The organism is Actinomycetospora lutea, assembly GCF_028737205.1.
GTDB lineage: Bacteria > Actinomycetota > Actinomycetes > Mycobacteriales > Pseudonocardiaceae > Actinomycetospora > Actinomycetospora lutea.
The window spans coordinates 103,173-124,377 of sequence record NZ_JAQZAL010000006.1 but is presented as its reverse complement, the minus strand read 5'-3'; the positions used below and the strand labels follow the sequence as shown (position 1 = coordinate 124,377).

The window sequence follows — 21,205 nt, the reverse complement described above, 5'->3', positions numbered from 1 at the left end:
ATCGCCCCGAAGTCCGCTCACATACCCGGCTACTCCACCGTGACGGACTTGGCGAGGTTGCGGGGCTTGTCGACGTCGTAGCCGCGGGCGCGGGCGACCTCGGCGGCGAAGACCTGCAGCGGCACGCTCGCCACCAGCGGCTGGAGCAGGGTGGACACCGCGGGCACCTCGATGAGGTGCTCGGCGAACGGGCGCACCGTCTCGTCGCCCTCCTCGGCCACCACGATCGTCCGCGCCCCGCGGGCCTGGATCTCGCGGATGTTCGAGAGCAGCTTCTGGTGCAGGATCGCCCGGCCCTTGGGCGAGGGCATGACGACCACCACGGGCAGGTCCTGCTCGATCAGCGCGATCGGCCCGTGCTTCAGCTCGCCCGCCGCGAAGCCCTCCGCGTGCATGTAGGCGAGCTCCTTGAGCTTGAGCGCGCCCTCCAGCGCCACGGGGAACCCGACGTGGCGCCCGAGGAAGAGCACCGCCTTCGACGGGGCGAGGTCGCGGGCGAGCGCGCGGGTGGGCTCGACGACGGCGTCGAGCACCCGCGCCACCGCGACCGTGCTCGACTCGAGCTCGGCGTACTCGCGGGCCACCTCGTCGGCGTACTTCGTGCCGAACACCTGCGCCAGCGCCAAGCCCACCAGGTAGCAGGCGATCACCTGCGCGGTGAACGTCTTGGTCGCCGCCACCCCGACCTCGGGGCCGGCGTGGGTGTAGAGCACGGCGTCGGACTCGCGCGGGATCTGCGCGCCGTTGGTGTTGCAGATCGCCAGCACGCGGGCCTTCTGGTCGCGGGCGTGGCGCACGGCCTCCAGCGTGTCGGCCGTCTCCCCGGACTGGGAGATCGCGACGACGAGCGTCGAGCGGTCGAGCACCGGGTCGCGGTAGCGGAACTCGCTGGCGACCTCGACCTCGACCGGGATGCGGCACCAGTGCTCGATCGCGTACTTCGCCAGCAGGCCCGCGTGGTACGCCGTGCCGCAGGCCACGACGAACACCTTGTCGATGTCGCGCAGCTCCTGGTCGGACAGGCGCTGCTCGTCGAGCACGACGCGGCCGTCGACGAGGTGCCCGCGCAGCGTGTCGGCCAGCGCGGTCGGCTGCTCCTCGATCTCCTTGAGCATGAAGAAGTCGTGGCCGCCCTTCTCGGCGGCCTCGATGTCCCAGTCGACGTGGAAGGGCCGGGTCTTCGCCGTCTCGCCGAGGAAGTCGGTGACGACGGCGCCCTCGGCGGTCAGCGTGACGATCTGGTCCTGGCCCAGCTCGACCGCGTCGCGGGTGAAGTCGATGAACGCCGCCACGTCGGACGCCACGAACATCTCGCCCTGCCCGACGCCCACCACCAGCGGCGACGAGCGGCGCGCCGCGACGATCTCCTCGGGCCGGTCGGCGTGCGTGATGACCAGCGTGAACGCGCCCTCGAGGCGGCCCACCACGGCGCGCACGGCCGCGGTCAGCCCGGCGTCCGGGTCGGCGTCGACAGCCCGCGCCACCAGGTGCGCGGCGACCTCGCTGTCGGTGTCGCTGCTCAGCTCCACCCCGTCGGCCTCGAGCTCGGCGCGCAGCGCGGCGAAGTTCTCGATGATGCCGTTGTGGACCACCGCGACCCGGCCGCTCGCGTCGCGGTGCGGGTGGGCGTTGCGGTCGGTCGGCGGCCCGTGGGTGGCCCAGCGGGTGTGCCCCATCCCGGCCGTGGCACGCAGCGCAGCGGGGCTGCCGGACGCTGTCCCGGACGTGTCGCCCTCCGGGAGCACCGCCACGAGGTTGTCGAGCGGACCGGCCGCCCGGTGCACCTCGAGCCCGCCCGCACCGTCCACGATCGCGACCCCGGCGGAGTCGTACCCGCGGTACTCCAGGCGCCGCAGTCCGTTGACGAGGACCTCCTGGGCACCGCGCCTGCCGACGTATCCCACGATCCCGCACACGGGGCCCAGGGTAACGACGGCCCGGATCCGCCCTCCCGGCCCGGCCGCCCGGACGGGCCCACGGGCGGGTCACGACAGGCCCCGACCAGGCGCCTCCGCTAGGTTCCCGGGCCATGGCGAGCGTGATCGGGAGCAAGGCCCTGGCGCCGAAGGCGGTGGTCGCCGAGCTGTCGCGGCCCGGCCCGTACCCGGTGCTGCGCGGGGAGCTGGCGCTCGTCGGCCTGCCCGGGGTGGTGTTCACGCCCGCCTCGGGCACCGGGCTGCCCGCCGTCGCCTTCGGGCACGACTGGCTGCAGCCCGCCGCCCGCTACCTGGGGCTGCTGCGCCACCTGGCGTCCTGGGGCATCGTCGCGGCCGCGCCGGACACCCAGCGCGGCCCCGTCGGCTCCCACCGCGGCCTCGCCCAGGACCTGCGCACCGCGCTCGGCGTCGTGTCCGGCGTCCGCCTCGGCGGCACCGCCCGCGGCGCCGCGGTGAGCGTCGATCCCGGCAAGCTCGGCGTCGCCGGGCACGGGATGGGCGCGGGGTCGGCCGTCCTCGCCGCCGCGGTGCCGGCCGCGGACACCCAGGTGCAGGCCGTCGGCGAGCCCTACTGGGAGGTCGGGCACGGCGTCGCCGTCCAGGCCGTGGCCACCGTCGCCCTCACCGACACGCAGCCCTCCGCGGTCGAGGCCGCCCGCGCGGTCCACGTGCCCGGCATGCACCTCGCGTTCGGCCGGGACCTCGTCTCGCCGCCGGCCGCCGGCGCGGAGCTGCTCGACAAGGCCTGGGGCGGCGAGTCGTCGCTGCGCACCGTGAAGAAGGCCACCCACCTCGGGCTGCTCGAGGGCCGGCACTGGAGCGACGTCCTGCTCGACGGCAAGGGCGAGCCCGCGACGCGCACCCTCGTGCGGGCGCTGCTGACGGGCTACCTGCTGCACCGCCTCGGCGGCGACGGCCGCTACGCGGCGGCGTTCGACGGCATCGTCAAGGGGACGGAGCCCGGTTCGGGCTGAGCGGGTCGCCGCCGCCCGCCGCGAGCCGCTCGCGGACCCGCGCCCCGGCCTCCCGCCCGACGGCGCGGCTGCGCGCCGCCGCCGCGAGGAAGGCGCGCGTGCGCTCCTCGAGGTCGGCCGCCCACGCGCGCAGCGGGGCCTGCGCCGACGGGTCGGTGCGCACGCGCGCGAGCAGGGCGTCCACCTGGGCGGGGAGCAGCCCGCCCACCGGGTCGGCCGGACGGACCGCCGCCGCGCCGGCCGCCAGGTCGCGCACCGCGGCCGCCGTGCGCGCCGCGGCCACCTCGAACACGTCGGCGGTGTCGCCGAGCTCGGAGACCAGGCCGTGCGCCGAGCGCGCGAGCGCCGAGACCCGCTTCTGGACCGCGTCGGCCGACGGGCCCGCCCACGTGTCCCACAGCGGCCCGAGGTCCTCTGCCGTCTCGACGTGCTGGCGGCGCACCAGCGTCACGGCCTCCCGCAGGGCCTCGGCCTGCGCGGCGAGCGCGGGCGGGTCGGGCAGCTCGCGGGCCTCCGCGCCGGCGCGCCGGACCGTGGCCGGGTCGGTGTCGGGGCCGGCCGGGACGCCGCGCCAGCGCGGGGGCAGCGCCGACCAGCGCGCCAGGTGGGTGGTCAGCACGCCGACCGCGGCGTCGACGCCGGCCAGGAGGGTCGCGCGGTCCGGGCCGGTGAGGTCCACCGCACCGGGCGCCGGCGCGAGCCGCAGCGGGCGCTCGGGGCCGCTCACCCGACGTGGCGCGGCACGCCTCGCGGGCCCGGCGCGCCCGACCCGCCGGCGCCCTCGGGCGCGGGGTCGGCGTCGTCGGGAGCGGGAACGTCCGCGCCGGTGGTGGCCGGGGTGCGCGCGGCACTCCCGGGATCGGCGGGGTCGCTGCTCCGGTCGCCGCCCGCCGCCTGGAGGTGCTCGGCGAGGTCGTCGACCGCGCCGGCGTGGGCGCGCAGCAGGGCGACCGCGGAGAGCCCGTCGCCGCTCAGGCGGTCGGCGAGACGGTGCAGGTCGCGGGCCCGGCCGGTGACGGCCTCGACGACCTCGGGCAGGTCCGGCGGCGCCGCGTCGGTGCCCTCGTCGGCGGCGTCGTGGCCGAGGTCGGCGAGCAGGTCGTCGAGACGGCGGGCCGGGCCGTGAACGGGCGGGACCGAGTCCATCCGCGTCCTCCGCGTCCGGCCCGCGCCGGGCGCGGGGCTGTGCCGACGTCCGCCAGGTTAACGCGTGGCGGGACGACGGTGGGCGGGAACCCGGTACCGGCACGCCCGGGCATCCGACCCCGGCCATCACCGTCGACCGAGCGTGTCCGCGCGGTCGCGCAGGGTCAGCGGACGGTGGAGACGAGCCCCGCGAGTCGGTCGGCGACCTCGCCCGCGACCACCTGCGTCGGCGCCTCGACCATCACCCGCACGAGCTGCTCGGTGCCCGAGGGGCGCAGCAGCACGCGGCCCCGGCCGCCGAGCTCGGCCTCCGCGGCCGCGACGGCGTCGGCGACCTCGGGTGACGACCCGACCGCGGCCTTGTCGGCCACCGGCACGTTGACCAGCACCTGGGGCAGCCGCGTCATCACCGCGGCGAGGTCGGCGAGCGTGCGGCCGCTCTGGGCCATGCGGGCCATGAGGCGCAGCGCGGTGAGCAGGCCGTCGCCCGTGGTGGCGTGGGTCGGGAGCACCACGTGCCCCGACTGCTCGCCGCCCAGGGCGAACCCGCCGGCCCGCAGCTCCTCGAGCACGTAGCGGTCGCCGACCGCGGTGGTGCGCAGGCTGACGCCGGCGTCGGCCATGGCCAGGTGCAGGCCGAGGTTGCTCATCACCGTGACGACCAGCGTCGCGTCGGTGAGCTCGCCGCGCTCGAGCAGGTCGAGGGCGAGGATCGCGAGGATCTGGTCGCCGTCGACCACGCTGCCGTCAGCGGCGACCGCGAGGCAGCGGTCGGCGTCGCCGTCGTGCGCGATGCCCAGGTCGGCGCCCTCGGCGACCACCGTGCGGGCGAGCGTCTCGATGTGGGTGGAGCCGACGCCGTCGTTGATGTTCCAGCCGTCGGGCTCGGCGTGCAGCGCCGTGACCCGGGCCCCCGCCGCGGCGTAGGCGCCGGGCGCGGCGGTCGACGCGGCGCCGTGTGCGCAGTCGACGACGACGTGCAGGCCCGTCAGGGGCGTCGGCGTCGCGCCGGCGAGGTGCTCGACGTAGCGGTCGAGCGCGTTGGGGACGTCGCGCACCCGCCCGATCTCCCGGCCGGTGGGCCGCGGCCCGGTGGTGCCCGCCTCGCCGAGACGCCTCTCGATCGCGTCCTCGACGGCGTCGGGCAGCTTGTGCCCGCCGTCGGCGAAGAGCTTGATGCCGTTGTCGGGCATCGGGTTGTGCGACGCGGAGATCATGACGCCGAGGTCGGCGTCGAACTCGGCGGTCAGGAACGCCACGGCGGGCGTCGGCAGCACGCCGACGCGCAGCACGTCCGCCCCGGCGGCGGCGAGACCTGCGGTGACCGCGGCCTCGAGCATCTCGCCGCTGGCGCGCGGGTCGCGGCCGACGACCGCCACGGGTCGCGCGGCCGCACCCCGCCGACCCTCGGCCCGGGCGCGCTCGGCGAGCACGCCCACGGCCGCCGCGGAGACCGCGGTCGCCAGCTCGGGCGAGAGGTCGGCGTTGGCCAGGCCGCGGACACCGTCGGTGCCGAAGAGCCGCGGAGGCGGGGTCGAGCCCCGCTCCCCTCTCGGCGTGCTGTGTCCGGCGTCTCCCGCCATCAGCGCTTCGAGTACTGAGGAGCCTTCCGGGCCTTCTTGAGGCCGTACTTCTTGCGCTCCGTCGCCCGCGCGTCGCGGGTGAGGAAGCCGGCCTTCTTGAGGCCCGGGCGGTCGTCGGGGTCGACCTCGACGAGCGCGCGGGCGAGGCCGAGGCGCAGGGCGCCGGCCTGGCCGGACGTGCCGCCGCCGGTGAGGGTGGCGAAGACGTCGAACTGCTCGGTGCGCTCGGTGACCACCAGCGGCTCGCGGATGAGCTGCTGGTGCACCTTGTTCGGGAAGTACTCCTCGAACGCCTTGCCGTTGCAGACGATGCGCCCGGTGCCGGAGACGAGGCGCACCCGGACGATGGCCTCCTTGCGGCGGCCGACCGTCTGCACCGGGCGGTCGATCCCGGCGAACACCGGCGCGGCGGTCTCGCCGAAGACGTCGCCGTCGGTGTCCTCGTCGGCGTCGGAGCTCACGACGTCGGCGACGACCTCGTCGTCGGCCGGCCCGTCGCTGGCGGGGTCGTCGGTGGCCGACACCGGGGTGCCGCCCACGGCGCCCTCGGGCAGGTCGGCGGCCTCGGCGAGCGTCTGCGCCGCGTCGTTGTCGGCGACCTCGGGCAGGTCGGTCGCGTCGTCAGGGGTGGTCACTGGCTCACCTGTCGAATCTCGTACGGCACCGGCTTCTGCGCGGCGTGGGGGTGCTCGGGGCCCGCGTAGACCTTGAGCTTGCTGCCCATCGCCCGGCCCAGCCGGTTCTTCGGGAGCATGCCCTTGATGGCCTTCTCGACCAGGCGCGCCGGGAAGCGCTCCAGCTCCTCGCCCACCGTGCGGGCCTTGAGCCCGCCCGGGTAGCCACTGTGGTGGTAGACGAAGCGGTCGTCGCGCTTGCTGCCCGTGAGGGCGATCTTCTCCGCGTTCACGATGATCACGAAGTCACCGGTGTCGACGTGCGGCGCGTACGTGGGCTTGTGCTTGCCCCGCAGCAGCGTCGCGCTCTGGCTGGCCAGGCGGCCGAGCACGACGTCGGACGCGTCGATGACGTGCCAGGCGCGATCGATGTCGCCGGGCTTCGGACTGAACGTGCGCACGGAAGCTACCTCGTCACGGACGGCTGGGCGGGTCGGCTCGGGACCGGTGGGTCGAGCGGGTCGAGCAGGCGCGGGACGTACACCGCGCAACGATCCTCCAGAGTACGCGTCGCCCCGTGGCCGGCACCGACCACCCCCTACCCGGGCACGCGCCTCACGCGCGGAACATCGCGCCGACGCCGGACTCGGTCTCCATGTACTGCTGGGTGGCCTGGTCGGTGCGGCCGCGGATCTGCGCGAGCAGCTCCTTGAGATCGTTCCACGCCGTGTCGATCTGCTGCTGCTGCTGGCGGTAGAAGTCCGACGACGCGCCGTCCCACACGGCGAGCTGCCCCACCGCGGTGCGGACGTCCTGGAGCTGCGCCTCGATCGCGGCGTGCGAGCTGGTGATGTCCTGGCTGGCCTGCTGGAGCGCGCCGAAGCGGACCTTGATGTTGTCCGGGCTGGTCATGGTGTCCTCGTTCTCCCTGGTCGCGTCGGTGGGTCCGGTCGCTCGCTCAGCCCAGCGCGTTCGTGATCGTGCCGGCGCCCGGGCCGCCGACGGCGCCGCCGCCCGCACCACCCCCGTCGCCGAGGACGCCCAGCATCGAGGCCGCCTCGGCCTCGTTCGCCGCGTAGCGGCCGGCACCGGCGCGCACCCGCTCGGCGATGCCGAGCAGCGCGTCGTTGATGCGCTTGGCGTCGGTCTGCCAGCGGACCATCGTCCCCTGAAAGGCGTTGGAGCCCTGGCCCTGCCAGTCGGCGACCAGCGGCTCGAGCCGCCCCTGAAGCGACCGGAGCTGCCCCTGGAGCTCGCCGTTGATGGACTCCAGCCGGCCGGCCACGCCGGCCATGACGTCGGTCTGGGTCCCGAATCCTCCCGCCACGCCGCCCCTCCTCTCCTCGCGGGCCCGCGGGCCCTGTGTGCTCGTGACGGATCGAGCATGACGACCGCGCCGCGGGCGTGGTGGCCGTTTGGGAGAAGTCAGCCGGCGGGTTCGAGGGTCTCGACGACCTGCGCGCAGGCGGCGAGGACGCGGCGCTCGTCGGCGGCGTCGACGCCGTGGCGGCAGCCGACGCTCACCATCGAGGGCGCGGACACCACGACGAACCAGTCGACGCGGACGCCGGGCGCGGGGTCCTGGCGGTAGCGGGCCACGTCGCGGCCGCCGAACTCGGTGCTCGCCTCGTAGCCCGACACCGGGTCCCCGCCCGCCCGCGCCGCCTCGTACTGGCCGGCGAGCTGGGCGCGGGCGCGCGCGGGGTCGGCGGCGCTCGCCGGGTCGAGCGGGTTCTCCTGCACGGCGACGAGGTCGGTGCCGCGCGGGGCGCCCGCGGGCCGCAGGAGCAGGCGCCGGGCACCGGGGTCGCCGCCCGCCTCCGCCCAGCCGATCGGGGCCACGAAGGTCTGCCCGCCCACGACCACCGTGGTGCCCGAAGGGCCCTGCAGCGCCCGGACCCCGAGCACGACCACGGTGACCAGCGCGACCACCGCGAGCAGGGCGACGATCACCGCGCCCACCCCGATCCGGCCGCGCGGCGCCGGGCGGCGGGCCGGCAGGTGCCGGCGGGCGGGCAGGTGGCGCGGCGCGTCGACGTCCGGCACCGGCTCCGCGACGTCGGTGTCGTCGACGGCGTCGCCCGGCGCGGTGAGCTCCTCGTCGGGGTCCAGACGGCGCACCGGCACCTGGACGTCGGTGCGCTCCGGCGAGGTCGGCGTCAGCCACTCCGGATCGCCGTAAGGGTCACCGAGGTCCTCGGTCCGCTCCCCCACCGCGGGCGACAGCGGGGCGGTCGGCGGGTCGAGGAGCGGGCCGGAGCGCAGGCCCGCGGAGGTGGCGGCGTGGGTGGCGGCGGCGGTCGCGGCGGTCGCGGCGGAGGCGACGGCAGGCACGGCCGCGGGCACGGCCGCCGCCCGCACCCGCGCCCCGCCCCGGCGGGGCGCCGCGTCCTCGCGCGCCACCACCAGGGCCCCGTGCGCGACGACCGAGCGCGGCTCGGTCGCCACGGTGGCGGGCACGCCCAGCTCGCGGTGCACGAGGGCGGCGAGCAGCGGGATCCGCGCGCCACCGCCGGTCAGCCGGACACCGTCGAGGTGCTCGGGCCCGGTGCCGGCGTCCGCGAGCGTGTCGGCGAGCAGGTCGACGACGCCGCGCAGCGCCGGGCGCAGGACCTCGGTGAGCTCGCCCCGCGACAGCCACGCCGCCGTGACCCGCCCGGGCAGCGGCACCGCCGCCTGCTCGGCGTCCGAGAGCTGCTCCTTCGCGGCGCGGACGTCGTCGAGCAGCACCTGGCGGTGGCGCCGGTCGCCGAGCGTCGTCCCGGCGACGACCTCCCGGACGCGGTCGGCGCCGTCGTCGTCCGGGTCGTCGTGCAGCGTCGAGAGCAGGTGGGCCAGCAGCAGCTCGTCGGCGTCGTCGCCCCCGAACCGGGCCTCCTCGCGGCGCGCGAGCACCCGCGCGCCCCCGCAGCGGCCCGGCACCGGGGCGAGCACGGCCGCCGACGCCCCGCGCGCCCCGAGGTCGAGCACGGCGAGCGGCCGCGGGCGCGGCGCGCGTGACGGGTCGGGCTCCGCGGCGCCACGCCCGCCGCCCGGGCGCATCCACGCCGCGTGCGCCGCCGCGGCGACGGGCTCCTCGAGCAGCGTGAGGTCCTCGGCGAGCCCCGACCCGGCGCGGCGCAGCACCTCGCGGCGCCCGGCGTCCCAGCCCGCGGGGTGGGTCAGGACGAGGTGGCGGGGCCGCCCGCCGCGCAGCAGCGGACCGGCGCGGTCGAGGACCCCGGCGAGCACCGCCCCCCATGCCTCGGAGACCCCGACCACGCGGGTGCCGAGCAGCAGGTCGGGCTCGTCGACGCGCAGCCGCGGGGTCGGCTCGTAGCGCGATGGGTCGGTGGGCGCGAGGCGGTGGGCCGCGCCGCCGACCACGAGCGCGGTGCCGTCGGCCGGCGCGAACACCGCGGCGAGGTCGTGCGCCAGGTCGGTGGGGTCCACGGACGCGACGGACGGCTCGGACGGCTCGGCCGGGCCGGCCGGGCCGGTGTCGACCGCCGCCGCCACCGTCGTCACGCCCAGGTCGACCGCGACGACCGGACCGTCGCTCACGCGTCCCCCGCGGCCGCGTCCGGCACGGCCGTGATCGGCGGGTCCGGGTCGCGCCAGCCCACCTGCACGAGGCGCTCGCCGTGGCGGCGCGAGACGAGCCAGCCGCGCCCCGGCGGCTGCGGTCCGGGCCGCACGGTGCCGAGCAGGACGCCCTCGTCGCGGCTGCCGCTCATGAGGATGCCGGGTGAGGAGAGCTCGCGCAGCCGGGCCAGGACCGGCTCGAAGAGCGCCCGCGACGCGCCGCCCGTGCGCCGCGCCACGACGAGGTGCAGCCCGACGTCGCGGGCCTGGGGCAGCAGGTCGAGCAGGGCGGTGAGCGGGTTGGTGGTGGCGCCGGCGACGAGGTCGTAGTCGTCGACCAGCACGAACACGTCGGGCCCGGTCCACCAGGACCGGGCGCGCAGCTGTTCGGGCGTGACGTCGGGCCCGGGCAGGCGGCGCTGCAGGGACCCGACCAGCTCGGTCATCGCCTCGGTGAGCGCCGGCGCCGACGACGTGTAGGAGATGAGGTGCTCGCTCGCGACCGCCCCGAGCAGCGAGCGCCGGTAGTCGACGATCATCAGCCGGGCCTGGTCGGGCCGGAAGCGCGTGACGATCTGGTGCGCCAGCCCGCGCAGCAGCGCCGTCTTGCCCGACTCCGCGTCGGCGAAGCAGACGAAGTGCGGGTCGGCGGCCACGTCGAGCAGCACCGGCGCGAGGCGCTCCTCCGAGAGCCCCAGCGGCAGCAGGTGCGGGCGGCCCTCGTCCGGGCCGGGCAGCGACTCGACCCCGACGCGCTCGGGCAGCAGCCGCACCCGGGGCGCCCCGGTGCCGCCCCAGGCGCCGGCGACGCGGGCGACCAGCTCGCCCGTCGCACGTCCGAGGTCCTCGGTGTCGGCGACGCCGTCGAGGCGGGGCAGCGCGGTGAGCACGTGCAGCTTCTCCCGCGACAGCCCCCGCCCGGGCCGCCCCGCGGGCACGACGGCGGCGACGCGGCGGTCGACCTCGGACTCCGAGGGGTCGCCGAGGCGCAGCTCGAAGCGGGTGCCGAGCAGGTCCTTGAGCGCGGGTCGCAGCTCCGCCCACCGGCTCGCGGTGATCACGACATGCACCCCGTACGACATCCCGGCGGTGGCCAGCGAGATCACCGTCTGCTCGAGCGCCTCGTGCTCGCTGCGGAACGCGTGCCAGCCGTCGACGACGAGGAAGACGTCGCCGAGCATGTCGCTGCCCCCGGTCCCGGGCGCGAGCTCGCCGCTCCGTCGGAGGAGATGGTCGAGCTCCCCTATCGGCGTGCTCCCCTGATTGCTGCGTCTCCGGCGCGCCCGCAGGTCGGCCATCGACTCCAGCCCCGCCTCGCGGAACCAGCGCTCGCGGCCGGCGAGCAGCGCCGCGACCTCGGCCACGGTGCGGCGCACGAGGTCGGGCTCGCCGCGCCCGGCGACGGTGCCGACGTGGGGCAGCCCGGCGAGTCCGGCGAGCGTGCCGCCGCCCAGGTCGACCGCGTAGAACTGCACCTCGGCCGGGGTGTGCGTCAGCGCGGCCGCGGCGATCAGCGTGCGCAGCAGCGTCGACTTGCCCGACTGCGGCCCGCCGGCCACCACGACGTGCCCCGCGGCGCCCGCGAGCTCGGCCCACAGCACGTCGCGGCGCTGGTCGTAGGGGCGGTCGACGATGCCCACCGGCACCGCGAGCGCCCCGGTGGCGGGGAAGCCGGGCGCGGTCAGCCCGCGGTCGGGCGTCGCGACGAGGGGCGGCAGCAGCGCGTCGAGGGTGGCGGGGTCGGCCAGCGGCGGCAGCCACACCTCGTGGGCGGGCGGCCCCTGCCCGCGCAGCCGTTCGACGACGACGTCGAGCACCGAGGGGGTCCCGCTGCGGGGCCCGATCACCGCCGGGGGGCCGCCGGCCGGGACGTGCCCGTCGGCCGTGGCGTCGGACGGGCTCTCCAGCACCGTCGGCGCCGCGGGCTCGACCCACTGCGCCGAGAACGGCCGCGGGCGCATCTCGCGGGGCAGCGGCGACTCGTCGGGCACGACGCGCTCGGCGGCGCGGTAGGGGGCCGACACGTAGCCCGCCTTGAACCGGATCATCGTCGACGACTCGACCTTGAGGTAGCCCGAGCCGGGCACCGCGGGCAGCTCCGCCGCGTCCGGGACCCCGAGCACGGCCCGCGAGTCCGACGCCGAGAACGTCTTGAGCCCGATCCGGTAGGACAGGTGCGAGTCGAGCCCCCGCAGCCTGCCCTCCTCGAGGCGCTGCGAGGCGAGCAGCAGGTGCATCTGCAGCGAGCGGCCCAGCCGCCCGATGGCGACGAACAGCTCGGCGAAGTCGGGCTTCTGGCTCAGCAGCTCGGAGAACTCGTCGACGACGACGAACAGCGTCGGCAGCGGCTCGAGCGGCGCGCCGTTCTCCCGCGCGCGCTCGTAGTCGGTGACGTTGGCGAGGTTGCCCGCCGCGCGCAGCAGCTCCTGGCGGCGCTGCATCTCGCCGGCCAGCGCGTCCTGCATGCGGTCGACGAGGCTCAGGTCGTCGGCCAGGTTGGTGATCACCGCGGCGACGTGCGGCGCCGGCGCGAGGCCCGCGAACGTGGCGCCGCCCTTGAAGTCGACGAGCACGAGGTTGAGCGCCTCGGACGAGTGCGTGGTGATCAGGCCCAGAACCAGGGTGCGCAGCAGCTCCGACTTGCCCGAGCCGGTCGCGCCGACGCAGAGCCCGTGCGGGCCCATGCCCTCCTGCGCGGCCTCCTTGATGTCGAGGTCGACCGGCTCGCCGTCCGCGGACACCCCGAACGGCACGCGCAGCCGGTCGCGCAGCGGGCGGGGCCGCCAGGCGCCGGCGACGTCGAAGGTGTCGGGCTCGCCCTCCACGCCGAGCAGCTCGAGGATGCCGGGGCTGGTCAGCAGCGGCTCCTCCTCCCCCGCGCCGACCGCGGGTGTGCGGCACGGCGCGAGGCGCCGGGCCAGCGCCTCGGCCTCCGCGGCACCGAGGGCGTCGGGGCGGCCGAACCACTCGACGCCCTGGCGCCCGGCGGCCCCGATCCGCCCGTCCCCCTCGGCCTCCAGCACGAGCCCCAGCCCGCGCCGCGACGTCAGCGTGCCGAGGGTGTCGGAGAGGTCGATCAGCGTGACCGCGCTGAGGCCCTCCTCGAGCAGCACCTGCTCGGCGCCCGTGACCTCGGCGTCCTCGAGCACCACCACCACGTGGCGGGTGTCGGCCGCCGGCGCCGCGCCGCGGGTGAACCGGCCCCGCCCGGCCAGCTCGGGGGCGAGCCACGACTCGACGGCGGCCAGCGACGACGTCACCATCCGCACCGGCCCCGCGCCGTCGGAGAGCCGCGGGTGCGCGACGTGGGGCAGCCACTTCACCCACTCCCACTCCGCGCGCGCCGGGCCGGTCACCGCGACCGCGACGACGAGGTCGTCGGGGCTGTGGAACGTCACGAGCTGCGCCACGATCGCGCGCACCAGGCCCCGGCGGGCCTCCGCGTCGGCGCCCGCGACGGCGACCGAGGCGAACGCGCGCAGCGACACCGCGGTGGGCAGGTCGGGGACGATCGAGTGGGTGCGCACGAACCGGCGCAGCGCCACCGTCGCCACCGGCTCGAGGTCGTCGACCGGGCCCGTCTGCGGCGGCACCAGCGCGGTCGCGAGGCGCTGCGAGCCGCGGCCCACCCGCACGTGCGCGAAGTCGGGGTCCGCGGGCCGGCGCTCCCACATCCGCGCGCCGCGCGCGAGCCCGACCAGCGTCCCGGGGTCGGGGTGGGTCCACTCGAGGGCGCGGCGCTGGTCGACCGCGGTGTCGCGCGCCCGGCGGCGCATCTGCGCGAGGTAGCGCAGGTAGTCCTTGCGGTCCTCGTCGGACTCGGCCCGCCGCTGCGCGCCGCCGCGGGTCACCCCGCCGGCGACCATGCCCAGCGTCGAGAGCGCGAACATCCCGCCGAACAGCCACGAGGTCGGGTTGTCGACGCCGATGACGACGATGAACCCGAGCGAGCCGACGACCATGAGTAGCGGCAACAGTCGCAACAGCGGCGAGGTGGGCGTCGCGCGGGGGATCTCCGGGGGCGCCTCGAGGTGGACCTCGCCCGAGGGCACCGCGGGCGGGGCCAGGCGCGCGGCACGCCGGAAGACCCGTGTGCCCATCGCCGCCCCCCGTTCCCCCGATCGCACCACCCCGCCCCGTCGGTCCGGCCATACTAGGGAGCCGCGGGCCGCCCCGGGTCCGTCTCGACGAAGCGCGCCAGAGATCCCGAGCGCGGAGGAGCGCATGACAGGCACCGCCCGGAGCAGCCGCGACGCGGCCCTGCCCGGAGCGCTCCCGACCGGCGCCGACGACCGGGTGTCGCTGCCCGCGGGCACGGGGGCGGCCACCACGGCGAGCCGGGTGTCCGTGCTCGCGCCGCGGACGCGGGTGGACGTCGCGCTCCCGCCCGACGTGCCGCTGGCCGACCTCCTGCCCGTGCTGCTGGACATGACCGGGGAGTCGGCCCGCGGCTCGGGCGCGGGCTGGACGCTGGCGCCGCTGGGGCAGGGCCCGGTCGACCCGGCGCGCACCCTGGCCTCGCTCGGCGTCCTCGACGGCGACCAGCTCGTGCTGCGCCGCCGCGCGGACGCCGCCCCGCCGCCGCTGTTCGACGACGTCGTCGACGCCGTGGCCGAGGCGACGCCGGCGAGCTACCGGGCCTGGGGTCCGGGCATCGCGCGCGTGCTGGGACTGTGCGGGCTCGCGCTCGGGCTCGCGGGCGCGGTGCTCGCCCTCGCCGTGGTCGGGCGCGCGCCGGGCACCGCGGGCGGGCTCGGCACCGCGGGCGGGCTCGGCACCGCGGCCGTCGCCGGCGTCGCCGCGCTCGGCGCCCTGGCGCTCGCCGCCGTCTGCACGCGGGTGCTCGACGAGACGGGCGCGGGCGCGGTGCTCGCGGCCGGGGCGGTCGCCCTGGCCGCGGTCGCCGGCGTCGCGGCGGTGCCCTGGAGCGCCCCCGGGCCGCTGACCGCCACCGCGGGCGCCCCCCAGCTGCTGCTCGGCGCCGCGCTGGCCGCCGCCGTGGCCGCCGCCTGCCTGCTCGCGCTCGGCCGCGCCGGGCGCACCGGGCTCGCCGCGCTGCTCGGCGCCCTCACCGCCGCGGTCCTGCTCGTGGTCGCCGCGGGCGTCGCGACGGTCGTGGACGCCGGCGACGCGGCCGGGGTCGCCGCCGGGGCGGGCGGGCTCGCGCTGGTCGCCTCGGCGCTGCTGCCCCGCACCGGGATCGCGCTCGCCCGCCTCCCGCTGCCGCGCGTCCCGGGGTCGGCCGAGGAGCTCGCCGACGACCCCGGCGTCGCCGAGCACGCCGACATCGAGCGCCGCGCCGACCGCGCCCACGCCGCCCTCTCGGGGCTGGTCGTCGGGTGCGGGGCGGTCACCGCCGGCGCGGTCGCGGTGCTCGCGCTGGCGCCCGTCGGCGGGTGGCGCGGCGTCGCCGCCTGGGTGCTCGCCGTGCTGCTCACCGCCCTGCTCGCGCTGCGCTCGCGCACCTACGCCAACGGCGTGCAGGCGGTCGCGCTGCTCGTGTGCGCGCTGCTCGCCGGCGCCGGCCTGCTCGTCGGCTGGCTGCTCGTCGCCCCGCCGCTCGTGGCGCTGCTCGCCGTGCCCGCCGTGGCGCTGGCCGCCGGGGCGGGCGCGCTCGCGCTCGGTGTCGTCGTGCCCCGGCGCCGGTTCTCGCCGGTGGCGCGGCGGGCGGTCGACATCGCCGAGGCCGTCGGGATCGCCGCGGTGCTGCCGATCGCGCTCGCGGTCATGGACCTGTACACGGCGATGCGGCTGCTGTGAGCGTTCGCGTCGCAGCGGTCGTGCTGAGCGCCGCGCTGCTCGGAGCCACGGCCGCCGCCGCGCCCGCCGCGCCGGTGCCGCCCGCGCCCGACCCGGCGGCCCTGGCCGCGCTCGACGCCGACCCCGACGGCGTGCCCGGCGCGCGGCGCCGCGCGCCGTGCCCCGCGGCGATCCCGCCGTCCCCCTCCGGGTTCGGGATCGGCGACCTGCCGCCCGGCCCCGACCCCGCCGCCGCCTGGACCGGCGGCCGGGGCGAGGGGCAGACGGTCGCCGTGATCGACACCGGGGTCGCCGCGCACCCCCGCCTGGGCGGCCGGGTGGTCGACGGCGGCGACTTCGTCGCGGGCGACGCCGGCACCGACGACTGCGACGGGCACGGCACCGCGGTCGCCGGGGTGCTCGCCGCCGGCCCCGCGCCGGGCGACCTCCTCGCCGGGGTCGCCCCGGGCGTGCGCGTGCTCGCCGTGCGCCAGACCAGCGCCTTCTACGGTGCGGACGGACGATCCGGGCTCGGCGACGTCACGACCCTCGCCCGCGCCGTCCGCCACGCCGCCGGCACCCCGGGCGTCGGGGTGCTCTCGCTCGCCCTCGCCGCCTGCCGCACCCCCGACGAGGTCGCCGACCCCGCCGGCGCGCCCGCGCTGGGCGCCCTGCGCGCGGCGGTCCGCGAGGCCGTCGACCGCGGCGTCGTGGTCGTCGCGGCCGCGGGCAACACCGGCCCCGGGTGCGCGCCCAACACCGGGGGCACGGTGCGCAGCGTCCCCGTCCCCGCCTGGTTCGGCGACGACGTGCTCGCCGTCGGCGCGGTGGACGACGCCGGCGCACCCGACCCGTCGTCGCTGGCCGGCCCGTGGGTCGACCTCGCCGCGCCCGGACGCGCGCCGGCCTCGCTCGCCGCGCGCGGGGGCGGGCTCACCACCGGGCTCGCCGCCCCCGACGGCGCGACGGCCCCGCTGGTCGGCACCAGCTTCGCTGCGGCCCGGGTCGCCGGCGCCGCGGCCCTGCTGCGCGCCCGCGATCCCGCGACGCCGGCCCGGGAGATCGCCGCCGCGCTCGTCCGGTCCGCCGCCCCGACGGCCGGGCTCACCCCCGGCACGCGGGACGACGCCGTCGGCTACGGGGTGCTCGACGCGGCCGCCGCCGTGCGCGGGGGCCCGCCGCGCACCGGTCCGGAGGTGCGCCCGGAAGCGGCCGCGGCGCCGCCGTCCCCGGGCGCGCCGGTCGGGTGGATCGCGGCCGGGGTGGCGGCGGTGCTGGCCGCGGCCGGCGCGGTGATCGGCCTGCGCCGGAGGGCCGCGCGATGACGCTCACCGCGCACCGCCGCCCGTCCGGTCCGTCGCTCGGCCGGGTCCCGCTCGTCGCGATCGTGGTCGTCGAGGTCGGCCTCGCCGCCGCGGTGTCGCTGGTGGCGGTCGACCGGCGGTTGCTGCCGCTGGCCGGTGTCGTCCTGTCCGCGGGCCTGCTGGTCGGCCTGCTGCGGGTGCGCCGGCGCTGGCTCGTGCAGTGGATCGGCCTGGCGCTGCGGTTCCGGGTCCGGGTCCGCGAGCGCGAGTCCGAGCGGGCCACCGACGACGTGGACCCGCGCCTGCGCACGCTGCGGCTGCTCACCGGCGACCTCACCGTCACCCGCGCCCGCGACCACGACGGGCGCGAGGTGGGCCTGATCGGCCACGGCGGCGGGTGGAGCGCGGTGCTGGCGCTCGACCCCGAGGGCGCCGACGGCGGCGCCGCGCTGGTCCCGGGCGACGCCGAGACCGACGCCGCGTCGTTCCCGCTGGCGGCGCTCGCCGGGTGCCTGGCCGACCGGGGCGTGGTGCTCGACGCGGTCAGCGCGCTGTGGCACTGCCGCCCCGTCGAGGACGACACCCCGGCGGCCGAGGCCTACCGCGAGGTGCTGGGCTCGCTGCCGGCGCTGTCGCGTCGCGAGGCCTGGCTCGTGGTGCGGCTCGACCCGGCGCGCTGCCCCGACGCGGTCGCCGAGCGCGGCGGCGGCGTCCTCGGCGCCCACCGGGCCGTGGTCGGGGCGCTCGCGCGGATCGGGCGGGTGCTCGCCGACCACGGGACGCCCGTGCGCCCGCTCGCCGCCGACGAGGTCCTCGACGCCGCGACCGAGGCCGCCGACACCCCCGGCGAGGGGGGCCGGCTCGTCGAGCACTGGCGGGCCGTGGTCGTCGGCGAGGTCGGGCACGCCGCGTACGCCGTCACCGGGTGGCCCGCCGGCGCCGCCCCGGAGCGCCTCACCGGGCTGACCGCCACCGCCGGCCGGACCTGCACGCTCTCGCTCACCCTCGAGCCCGACCCGCGGTCGCCCGACACCGTGGGGCTGCGCGGCACCGTGCGCCTCACCGGCGACACCCCGGACGCCCTCGAGGAGTCCGGCCGCGAGCTCGTCGCCCGCGGGCACGCGCTGGGGGTGGCGCTCGACGCCCTCGACGGCCAGCACGCCGCCGGGCTCGCGGCCACCCTCCCGCTGGGGGCCCGGCCGTGACGACCCCGGGCGCCGCCGGGCGCACCGCCCCCACCCGCGCCGACCCCGAGCTCGCCCCCACGTTCTCGGTGCCGCCGGCGCTGGTCGACGCGCTCGGTCCGCCGGTGCGCCCCGCCGGCGTGGTCCTCGGCGCCGACCCGGACGGCGAGCCCGTGACCGTGGCCCTGGTGCGCCCCGCCCCGACGCGCGTCGTCCTGCTCGGCGGGCTCTACCTCGCCCGCCAGGTCACCCTGCGCGCGGTCGGCGCCGGGTCCCGCGCGGTGGTCGTCACCGGCCGCCCGCCGGCGTGGGACGCGGTGCTCGACGCGGCCGACGACCGCGTCCGGGTAGTCGGCGAGCTCCCGCCCGACCTCGCGGTGGCCGACGGCGACCCGCTGCTCGTCGTGCACGACCGCGGGGCCACCGCCCGGGGCCCGGCGCCGGCGCGACGGCCGCGCCAGACGACGCTCGTGGTGCTCCCGTCGCTGGTCCCCGCGGTCTCCGACCTCGCCGACGACGCCGACCTCGTCCTCATCCAGCGCCTCCCCCCGCACGAGGCCGAGCTCGCCGGGCGGCTCTGGCGCCTGAACCCCGCGATGACCGAGGCCCTGCGCACGCTGCCCGACCGCGGCGTCGTGCTCCTGGGACGCAACCTCTGGCGCCGCGTCGACCTCGTCACCGGTCCGCGCGAGTCCGCGATCCTCGGACCCGTGCGCCGCGGCGACTAGCGGGCCAGTCTGGGGACGTGACGACACCCTCCTACGTCGCGGTCCTCGCGCTCGACGACCTGCCGGCGATGCGCCCGGTGATGGTCGGCGGGCGGCGGGTCCTGCTCGTCCGCGCCGGCGACGAGGTGCGCGCCTACGACAACCGCTGCCCGCACCGCGCCTGGCCCCTCGAGCGCGGCACGCTCGCCGGCGGGGTGCTCACGTGCGCCAACCACCGCTACACGTTCGACGCCGCCACCGGCCGCGGGCTCGACCCCGGCGGCTGCGACCTCGTCGCGTACCCCTGCCGCGTCGACGCGGACGGGACGATCGCCGTCGCGGTCCCTTGACCTCGACCTTGCTCGAGGTCGGACCGTGGGACCCATGAGCATCGAGCTGAACCACACCATCGTCGAGTCGCCCGACCCGGATGCGGGCGCCGCGTTCCTCACCGAGGTGCTCGGCCTGCCGGCGCCCACGCACTTCGGGCCGTTCACGGTCGTGGAGGTCGCGCACGGCCTGAGCCTCGACTACATGGCCGTCGCCGAGCCCCACCCGCAGCACTACGCCTTCCTGGTCCCCGACGACGAGTTCGCGGTCATCGCGGAGCGGCTGCGGGAGCGCGGGGTGCCGACGTTCGCCGATCCCGGGCACCGCCGGCCCGGGCAGAACACGAACGACGGCGGGCAGGGCGCCTACTTCGACTCCCCCGAGGGCCACAACCTCGAGATCCTCACCCGCCCCTACGGCAGCGGGGGCTGAGCCTCGTCGCGACGGCGGCGGGTCCGCGCCGCGCGGGCGGCGAGGTCCGGTGCGTCGGGGTAGTCGACGCCGACGAGACGCAGGCCCCGGGCGGCGACCACCGTGACCTCGCTCGAGCGCTCGCGCGCGGTGAGCAGGCGGGCCGGCCAGTCCACGAGGCGGCGGCCCTCGCCCACGGCCAGCAGCGCGCCGACCACCGAGCGGACCATCGAGTGGCAGAACGCGTCGGCGGACAGCCGCGCGGCGAGGACGTCGGTCTCGCCGGGCTCGCGGGTCCACTCCAGGCGCTGGAGCTCGCGCACGGTCGTGGCCCCGGCGCGGGGGCGGCAGTAGGCGGCGAAGTCGTGCTCGCCGAGCAGACCGCGGCCGGCCTCGTTCATCGCGTCGACGTCGAGCGGGCGCGGCCAGCGCAGCGTGTCGCGGGCGCGCAGCGGCTCCGGGCCCCACGGGGCGGTGCTCACGCGGTAGAGGTAGTGGCGCCGGCACGCGGAGAAGCGGGCGTCGAACCCCTCCGGCGCGGGGACGACCGACCGCACCCTGACATCCGGGGGCAGCATCCGGGCGAGGCGGCCGACGAGGCCCGGGTGGATCGCCACCGACTCCGGCAGGTCGACGTGGCAGACCTGCGCGTCGGCGTGCACCCCGGCGTCGGTACGGCCCGCCACGGTCAGCGCCACCGGCACCCGCCAGACCGTGGCGAGGGTGTCCTCGAGGACACCCTGCACCGTGCGCAGCCCGGGCTGGCGCGCCCACCCCGAGAAGTCGGTGCCGTCGTAGGCGAGGTCCAGGCGGTACCTGGGCAGAGCCGATGGTCCGGCTCCGCTGCGCTCCGCGTCCGGAGACACCGCGAGCCCGCCCCCGGGATCGGGAGCGGGCTCGCGGAGGACGTCGTCGGTCAGGGCTTGTCGTCCGTCCCGCCGTCCGTGGTCGCCGACGAGTCGGCGTCCTCGGACGTGTCGAGGCCGGCGGCGGCCGCCGCGTTGTCGGCCATCTCCTCGGGGACGGCGTCCTCGCCCGAGGAGTCGCCCGAGGTCGCGTCCGCCGCGTCGTCCGCCGAGGTGGTCGCCGACGAGTCGGCGTCCTCGACCGTGTCGGCGGCGTCGGTCGGCTCGGCCGGCTCCGGCGAGGCCGCCGTCTCGGCCGACTCGGCCGACTCGGTCGACTCGGCCGCCGCGATGGTCGCCGCGGTCGCGGCCGCACCGGTCGCGGTGCCGCCGACCTCGGCGCCCGGGCCCGAGGAGGTCTGCGGGGCCGCGGTGCGGGTGGCCTGCGAGGCCTCCGCGGACGCGGTCCGCTCGTTGACCAGCTCGATGACGGCCATGGGCGCGTTGTCGCCCTTGCGCGGCAGCGTCTTGATGATGCGCGTGTAGCCGCCGGGACGGTCGGCGAAGAACGGGCCGATCTCGGCCGTGAGGCGGTGCACGACGTCCTTGTCGCGGATCTGCTCCGCGATGAGGCGACGGTTGTGCAGGCCGCCCTTCTTGGCCTTGGTGATCAGCCGCTCCGCGTACGGGCGCAGGCGCTCGGCCTTGGCCCGCGTGGTGTGGATGCGACCGTGGGTGAAGAGCGACGTGGCCAGGTTGGCCAGCATCAGCTTCTGGTGGTCGGGGGATCCCCCGAGCCGCGGGCCCTTGCTGGGCTGGGGCATGTCACTGCTCCTGTCTCGTGACGCCTTTCCTCCCCGGCCCGCG

The 21,205-nt window shown here is 77.9% G+C and carries 19 protein-coding genes; 7 read left to right on the top strand and 12 right to left on the bottom strand.

The window, feature by feature from the left end; genetic code table 11:
• Positions 1-29 precede the first annotated feature (29 nt).
• Positions 30-1,916, bottom strand: a complete 1,887-nt coding sequence (gene glmS / locus PHK61_RS09050; RefSeq protein WP_274280634.1) for a glutamine--fructose-6-phosphate transaminase (isomerizing) — start codon at positions 1,914-1,916, stop codon at positions 30-32.
• Between the two features lie 113 nt (positions 1,917-2,029).
• Between glmS and PHK61_RS09045 the strand changes: the two genes are divergently transcribed.
• On the top strand, positions 2,030-2,911 hold the full coding sequence (locus PHK61_RS09045; RefSeq protein WP_274280633.1) for a dienelactone hydrolase family protein: 882 nt from the start codon (positions 2,030-2,032) through the stop codon (positions 2,909-2,911).
• On the opposite strand, the gene PHK61_RS09040 is transcribed toward PHK61_RS09045, so the two are convergent.
• The 9 genes from PHK61_RS09040 to eccCa form a co-directional block, all read right to left on the bottom strand.
• Positions 2,883-3,638, bottom strand: coding sequence for a hypothetical protein (locus tag PHK61_RS09040; RefSeq protein ID WP_274280632.1), 756 nt, complete (start codon positions 3,636-3,638; stop codon positions 2,883-2,885). The genes PHK61_RS09045 and PHK61_RS09040 overlap by 29 nt on opposite strands.
• On the bottom strand, positions 3,635-4,057 hold the full coding sequence (locus tag PHK61_RS09035; protein ID WP_274280631.1) for a hypothetical protein: 423 nt from the start codon (positions 4,055-4,057) through the stop codon (positions 3,635-3,637). The genes PHK61_RS09040 and PHK61_RS09035 overlap by 4 nt, the downstream gene beginning before the upstream one ends.
• Before the next feature lie 164 nt (positions 4,058-4,221).
• The gene (gene glmM, locus PHK61_RS09030; RefSeq protein ID WP_274280630.1) at positions 4,222-5,640 is read right to left on the bottom strand and encodes a phosphoglucosamine mutase; all 1,419 of its coding nucleotides are present in this window, start codon (positions 5,638-5,640) and stop codon (positions 4,222-4,224) included.
• Complete coding sequence (gene rpsI, locus PHK61_RS09025; RefSeq protein WP_274280629.1) at positions 5,640-6,275, bottom strand: 30S ribosomal protein S9; 636 nt, start codon at positions 6,273-6,275, stop codon at positions 5,640-5,642. Before rpsI ends, glmM begins: the two co-directional genes overlap by 1 nt.
• Positions 6,272-6,715: a 50S ribosomal protein L13 gene (gene rplM, locus PHK61_RS09020; RefSeq protein WP_274280628.1), complete on the bottom strand. Its 444-nt coding sequence runs from the start codon at positions 6,713-6,715 to the stop codon at positions 6,272-6,274. The genes rpsI and rplM overlap by 4 nt, the downstream gene beginning before the upstream one ends.
• A gap of 154 nt (positions 6,716-6,869) precedes the next feature.
• Positions 6,870-7,166 carry a WXG100 family type VII secretion target gene (locus tag PHK61_RS09015; protein ID WP_274280627.1) on the bottom strand — a complete coding sequence of 99 codons (297 nt, stop codon included), beginning with the start codon at positions 7,164-7,166 and terminating at the stop codon, positions 6,870-6,872.
• A gap of 46 nt (positions 7,167-7,212) precedes the next feature.
• Positions 7,213-7,581 carry a WXG100 family type VII secretion target gene (locus PHK61_RS09010; protein WP_274280626.1) on the bottom strand — a complete coding sequence of 123 codons (369 nt, stop codon included), beginning with the start codon at positions 7,579-7,581 and terminating at the stop codon, positions 7,213-7,215.
• A gap of 98 nt (positions 7,582-7,679) precedes the next feature.
• Positions 7,680-9,797, bottom strand: a complete 2,118-nt coding sequence (locus PHK61_RS09005; RefSeq protein WP_274280625.1) for a type VII secretion-associated protein — start codon at positions 9,795-9,797, stop codon at positions 7,680-7,682.
• Positions 9,794-13,918: a type VII secretion protein EccCa gene (gene eccCa / locus PHK61_RS09000; RefSeq protein WP_274280624.1), complete on the bottom strand. Its 4,125-nt coding sequence runs from the start codon at positions 13,916-13,918 to the stop codon at positions 9,794-9,796. Before eccCa ends, PHK61_RS09005 begins: the two co-directional genes overlap by 4 nt.
• 124 nt (positions 13,919-14,042) lie before the next feature.
• On the opposite strand from eccCa, the gene eccD reads away from it, so the two are divergent.
• From eccD to PHK61_RS08970, 6 genes are read left to right on the top strand one after another with little or no spacing between them, the layout of a single operon-like run.
• Positions 14,043-15,578, top strand: a complete 1,536-nt coding sequence (gene eccD / locus PHK61_RS08995) for a type VII secretion integral membrane protein EccD (protein ID WP_274280623.1) — start codon at positions 14,043-14,045, stop codon at positions 15,576-15,578.
• Positions 15,575-16,882 (top strand): S8 family serine peptidase, encoded by a 1,308-nt coding sequence (locus PHK61_RS08990; RefSeq protein ID WP_274280622.1) that lies wholly within the window; start codon positions 15,575-15,577, stop codon positions 16,880-16,882. The genes eccD and PHK61_RS08990 overlap by 4 nt, the downstream gene beginning before the upstream one ends.
• Positions 16,879-18,066, top strand: a complete 1,188-nt coding sequence (gene eccE, locus PHK61_RS08985; RefSeq protein ID WP_274280621.1) for a type VII secretion protein EccE — start codon at positions 16,879-16,881, stop codon at positions 18,064-18,066. The genes PHK61_RS08990 and eccE overlap by 4 nt, the downstream gene beginning before the upstream one ends.
• The gene (locus PHK61_RS08980) at positions 18,063-18,773 is read left to right on the top strand and encodes a hypothetical protein (RefSeq protein WP_274280620.1); all 711 of its coding nucleotides are present in this window, start codon (positions 18,063-18,065) and stop codon (positions 18,771-18,773) included. Before eccE ends, PHK61_RS08980 begins: the two co-directional genes overlap by 4 nt.
• Before the next feature lie 17 nt (positions 18,774-18,790).
• Complete coding sequence (locus PHK61_RS08975) at positions 18,791-19,102, top strand: Rieske (2Fe-2S) protein (protein WP_274280619.1); 312 nt, start codon at positions 18,791-18,793, stop codon at positions 19,100-19,102.
• Positions 19,103-19,136: 34 nt separating this feature from the next.
• Positions 19,137-19,514, top strand: a complete 378-nt coding sequence (locus PHK61_RS08970; protein ID WP_274280618.1) for a VOC family protein — start codon at positions 19,137-19,139, stop codon at positions 19,512-19,514.
• On the opposite strand, the gene truA is transcribed toward PHK61_RS08970, so the two are convergent.
• Positions 19,496-20,359 carry a tRNA pseudouridine(38-40) synthase TruA gene (gene truA / locus PHK61_RS08965; protein ID WP_274280617.1) on the bottom strand — a complete coding sequence of 288 codons (864 nt, stop codon included), beginning with the start codon at positions 20,357-20,359 and terminating at the stop codon, positions 19,496-19,498. The genes PHK61_RS08970 and truA overlap by 19 nt on opposite strands.
• A 50-nt stretch (positions 20,360-20,409) precedes the next feature.
• Positions 20,410-21,162 (bottom strand): 50S ribosomal protein L17, encoded by a 753-nt coding sequence (rplQ, locus tag PHK61_RS08960; protein ID WP_274280616.1) that lies wholly within the window; start codon positions 21,160-21,162, stop codon positions 20,410-20,412.
• Positions 21,163-21,205 lie beyond the last annotated feature (43 nt).

Coding starts and splice junctions, on each gene's coding strand:
- PHK61_RS09045 (WP_274280633.1), top strand. CDS start 2,030: ATGGCGAGCGTGATCGGGAGCAAGGCCCTGGCGCCGAAGGCGGTGGTC.
- PHK61_RS09035 (WP_274280631.1), bottom strand. CDS start 4,057: ATGGACTCGGTCCCGCCCGTTCACGGCCCGGCCCGCCGTCTCGACGAC.
- glmM (WP_274280630.1), bottom strand. CDS start 5,640: ATGGCGGGAGACGCCGGACACAGCACGCCGAGAGGGGAGCGGGGCTCG.
- PHK61_RS09015 (WP_274280627.1), bottom strand. CDS start 7,166: ATGACCAGCCCGGACAACATCAAGGTCCGCTTCGGCGCGCTCCAGCAG.
- eccCa (WP_274280624.1), bottom strand. CDS start 13,918: ATGGGCACACGGGTCTTCCGGCGTGCCGCGCGCCTGGCCCCGCCCGCG.
- eccD (WP_274280623.1), top strand. CDS start 14,043: ATGACAGGCACCGCCCGGAGCAGCCGCGACGCGGCCCTGCCCGGAGCG.
- eccE (WP_274280621.1), top strand. CDS start 16,879: ATGACGCTCACCGCGCACCGCCGCCCGTCCGGTCCGTCGCTCGGCCGG.
- PHK61_RS08970 (WP_274280618.1), top strand. CDS start 19,137: ATGAGCATCGAGCTGAACCACACCATCGTCGAGTCGCCCGACCCGGAT.
- rplQ (WP_274280616.1), bottom strand. CDS start 21,162: ATGCCCCAGCCCAGCAAGGGCCCGCGGCTCGGGGGATCCCCCGACCAC.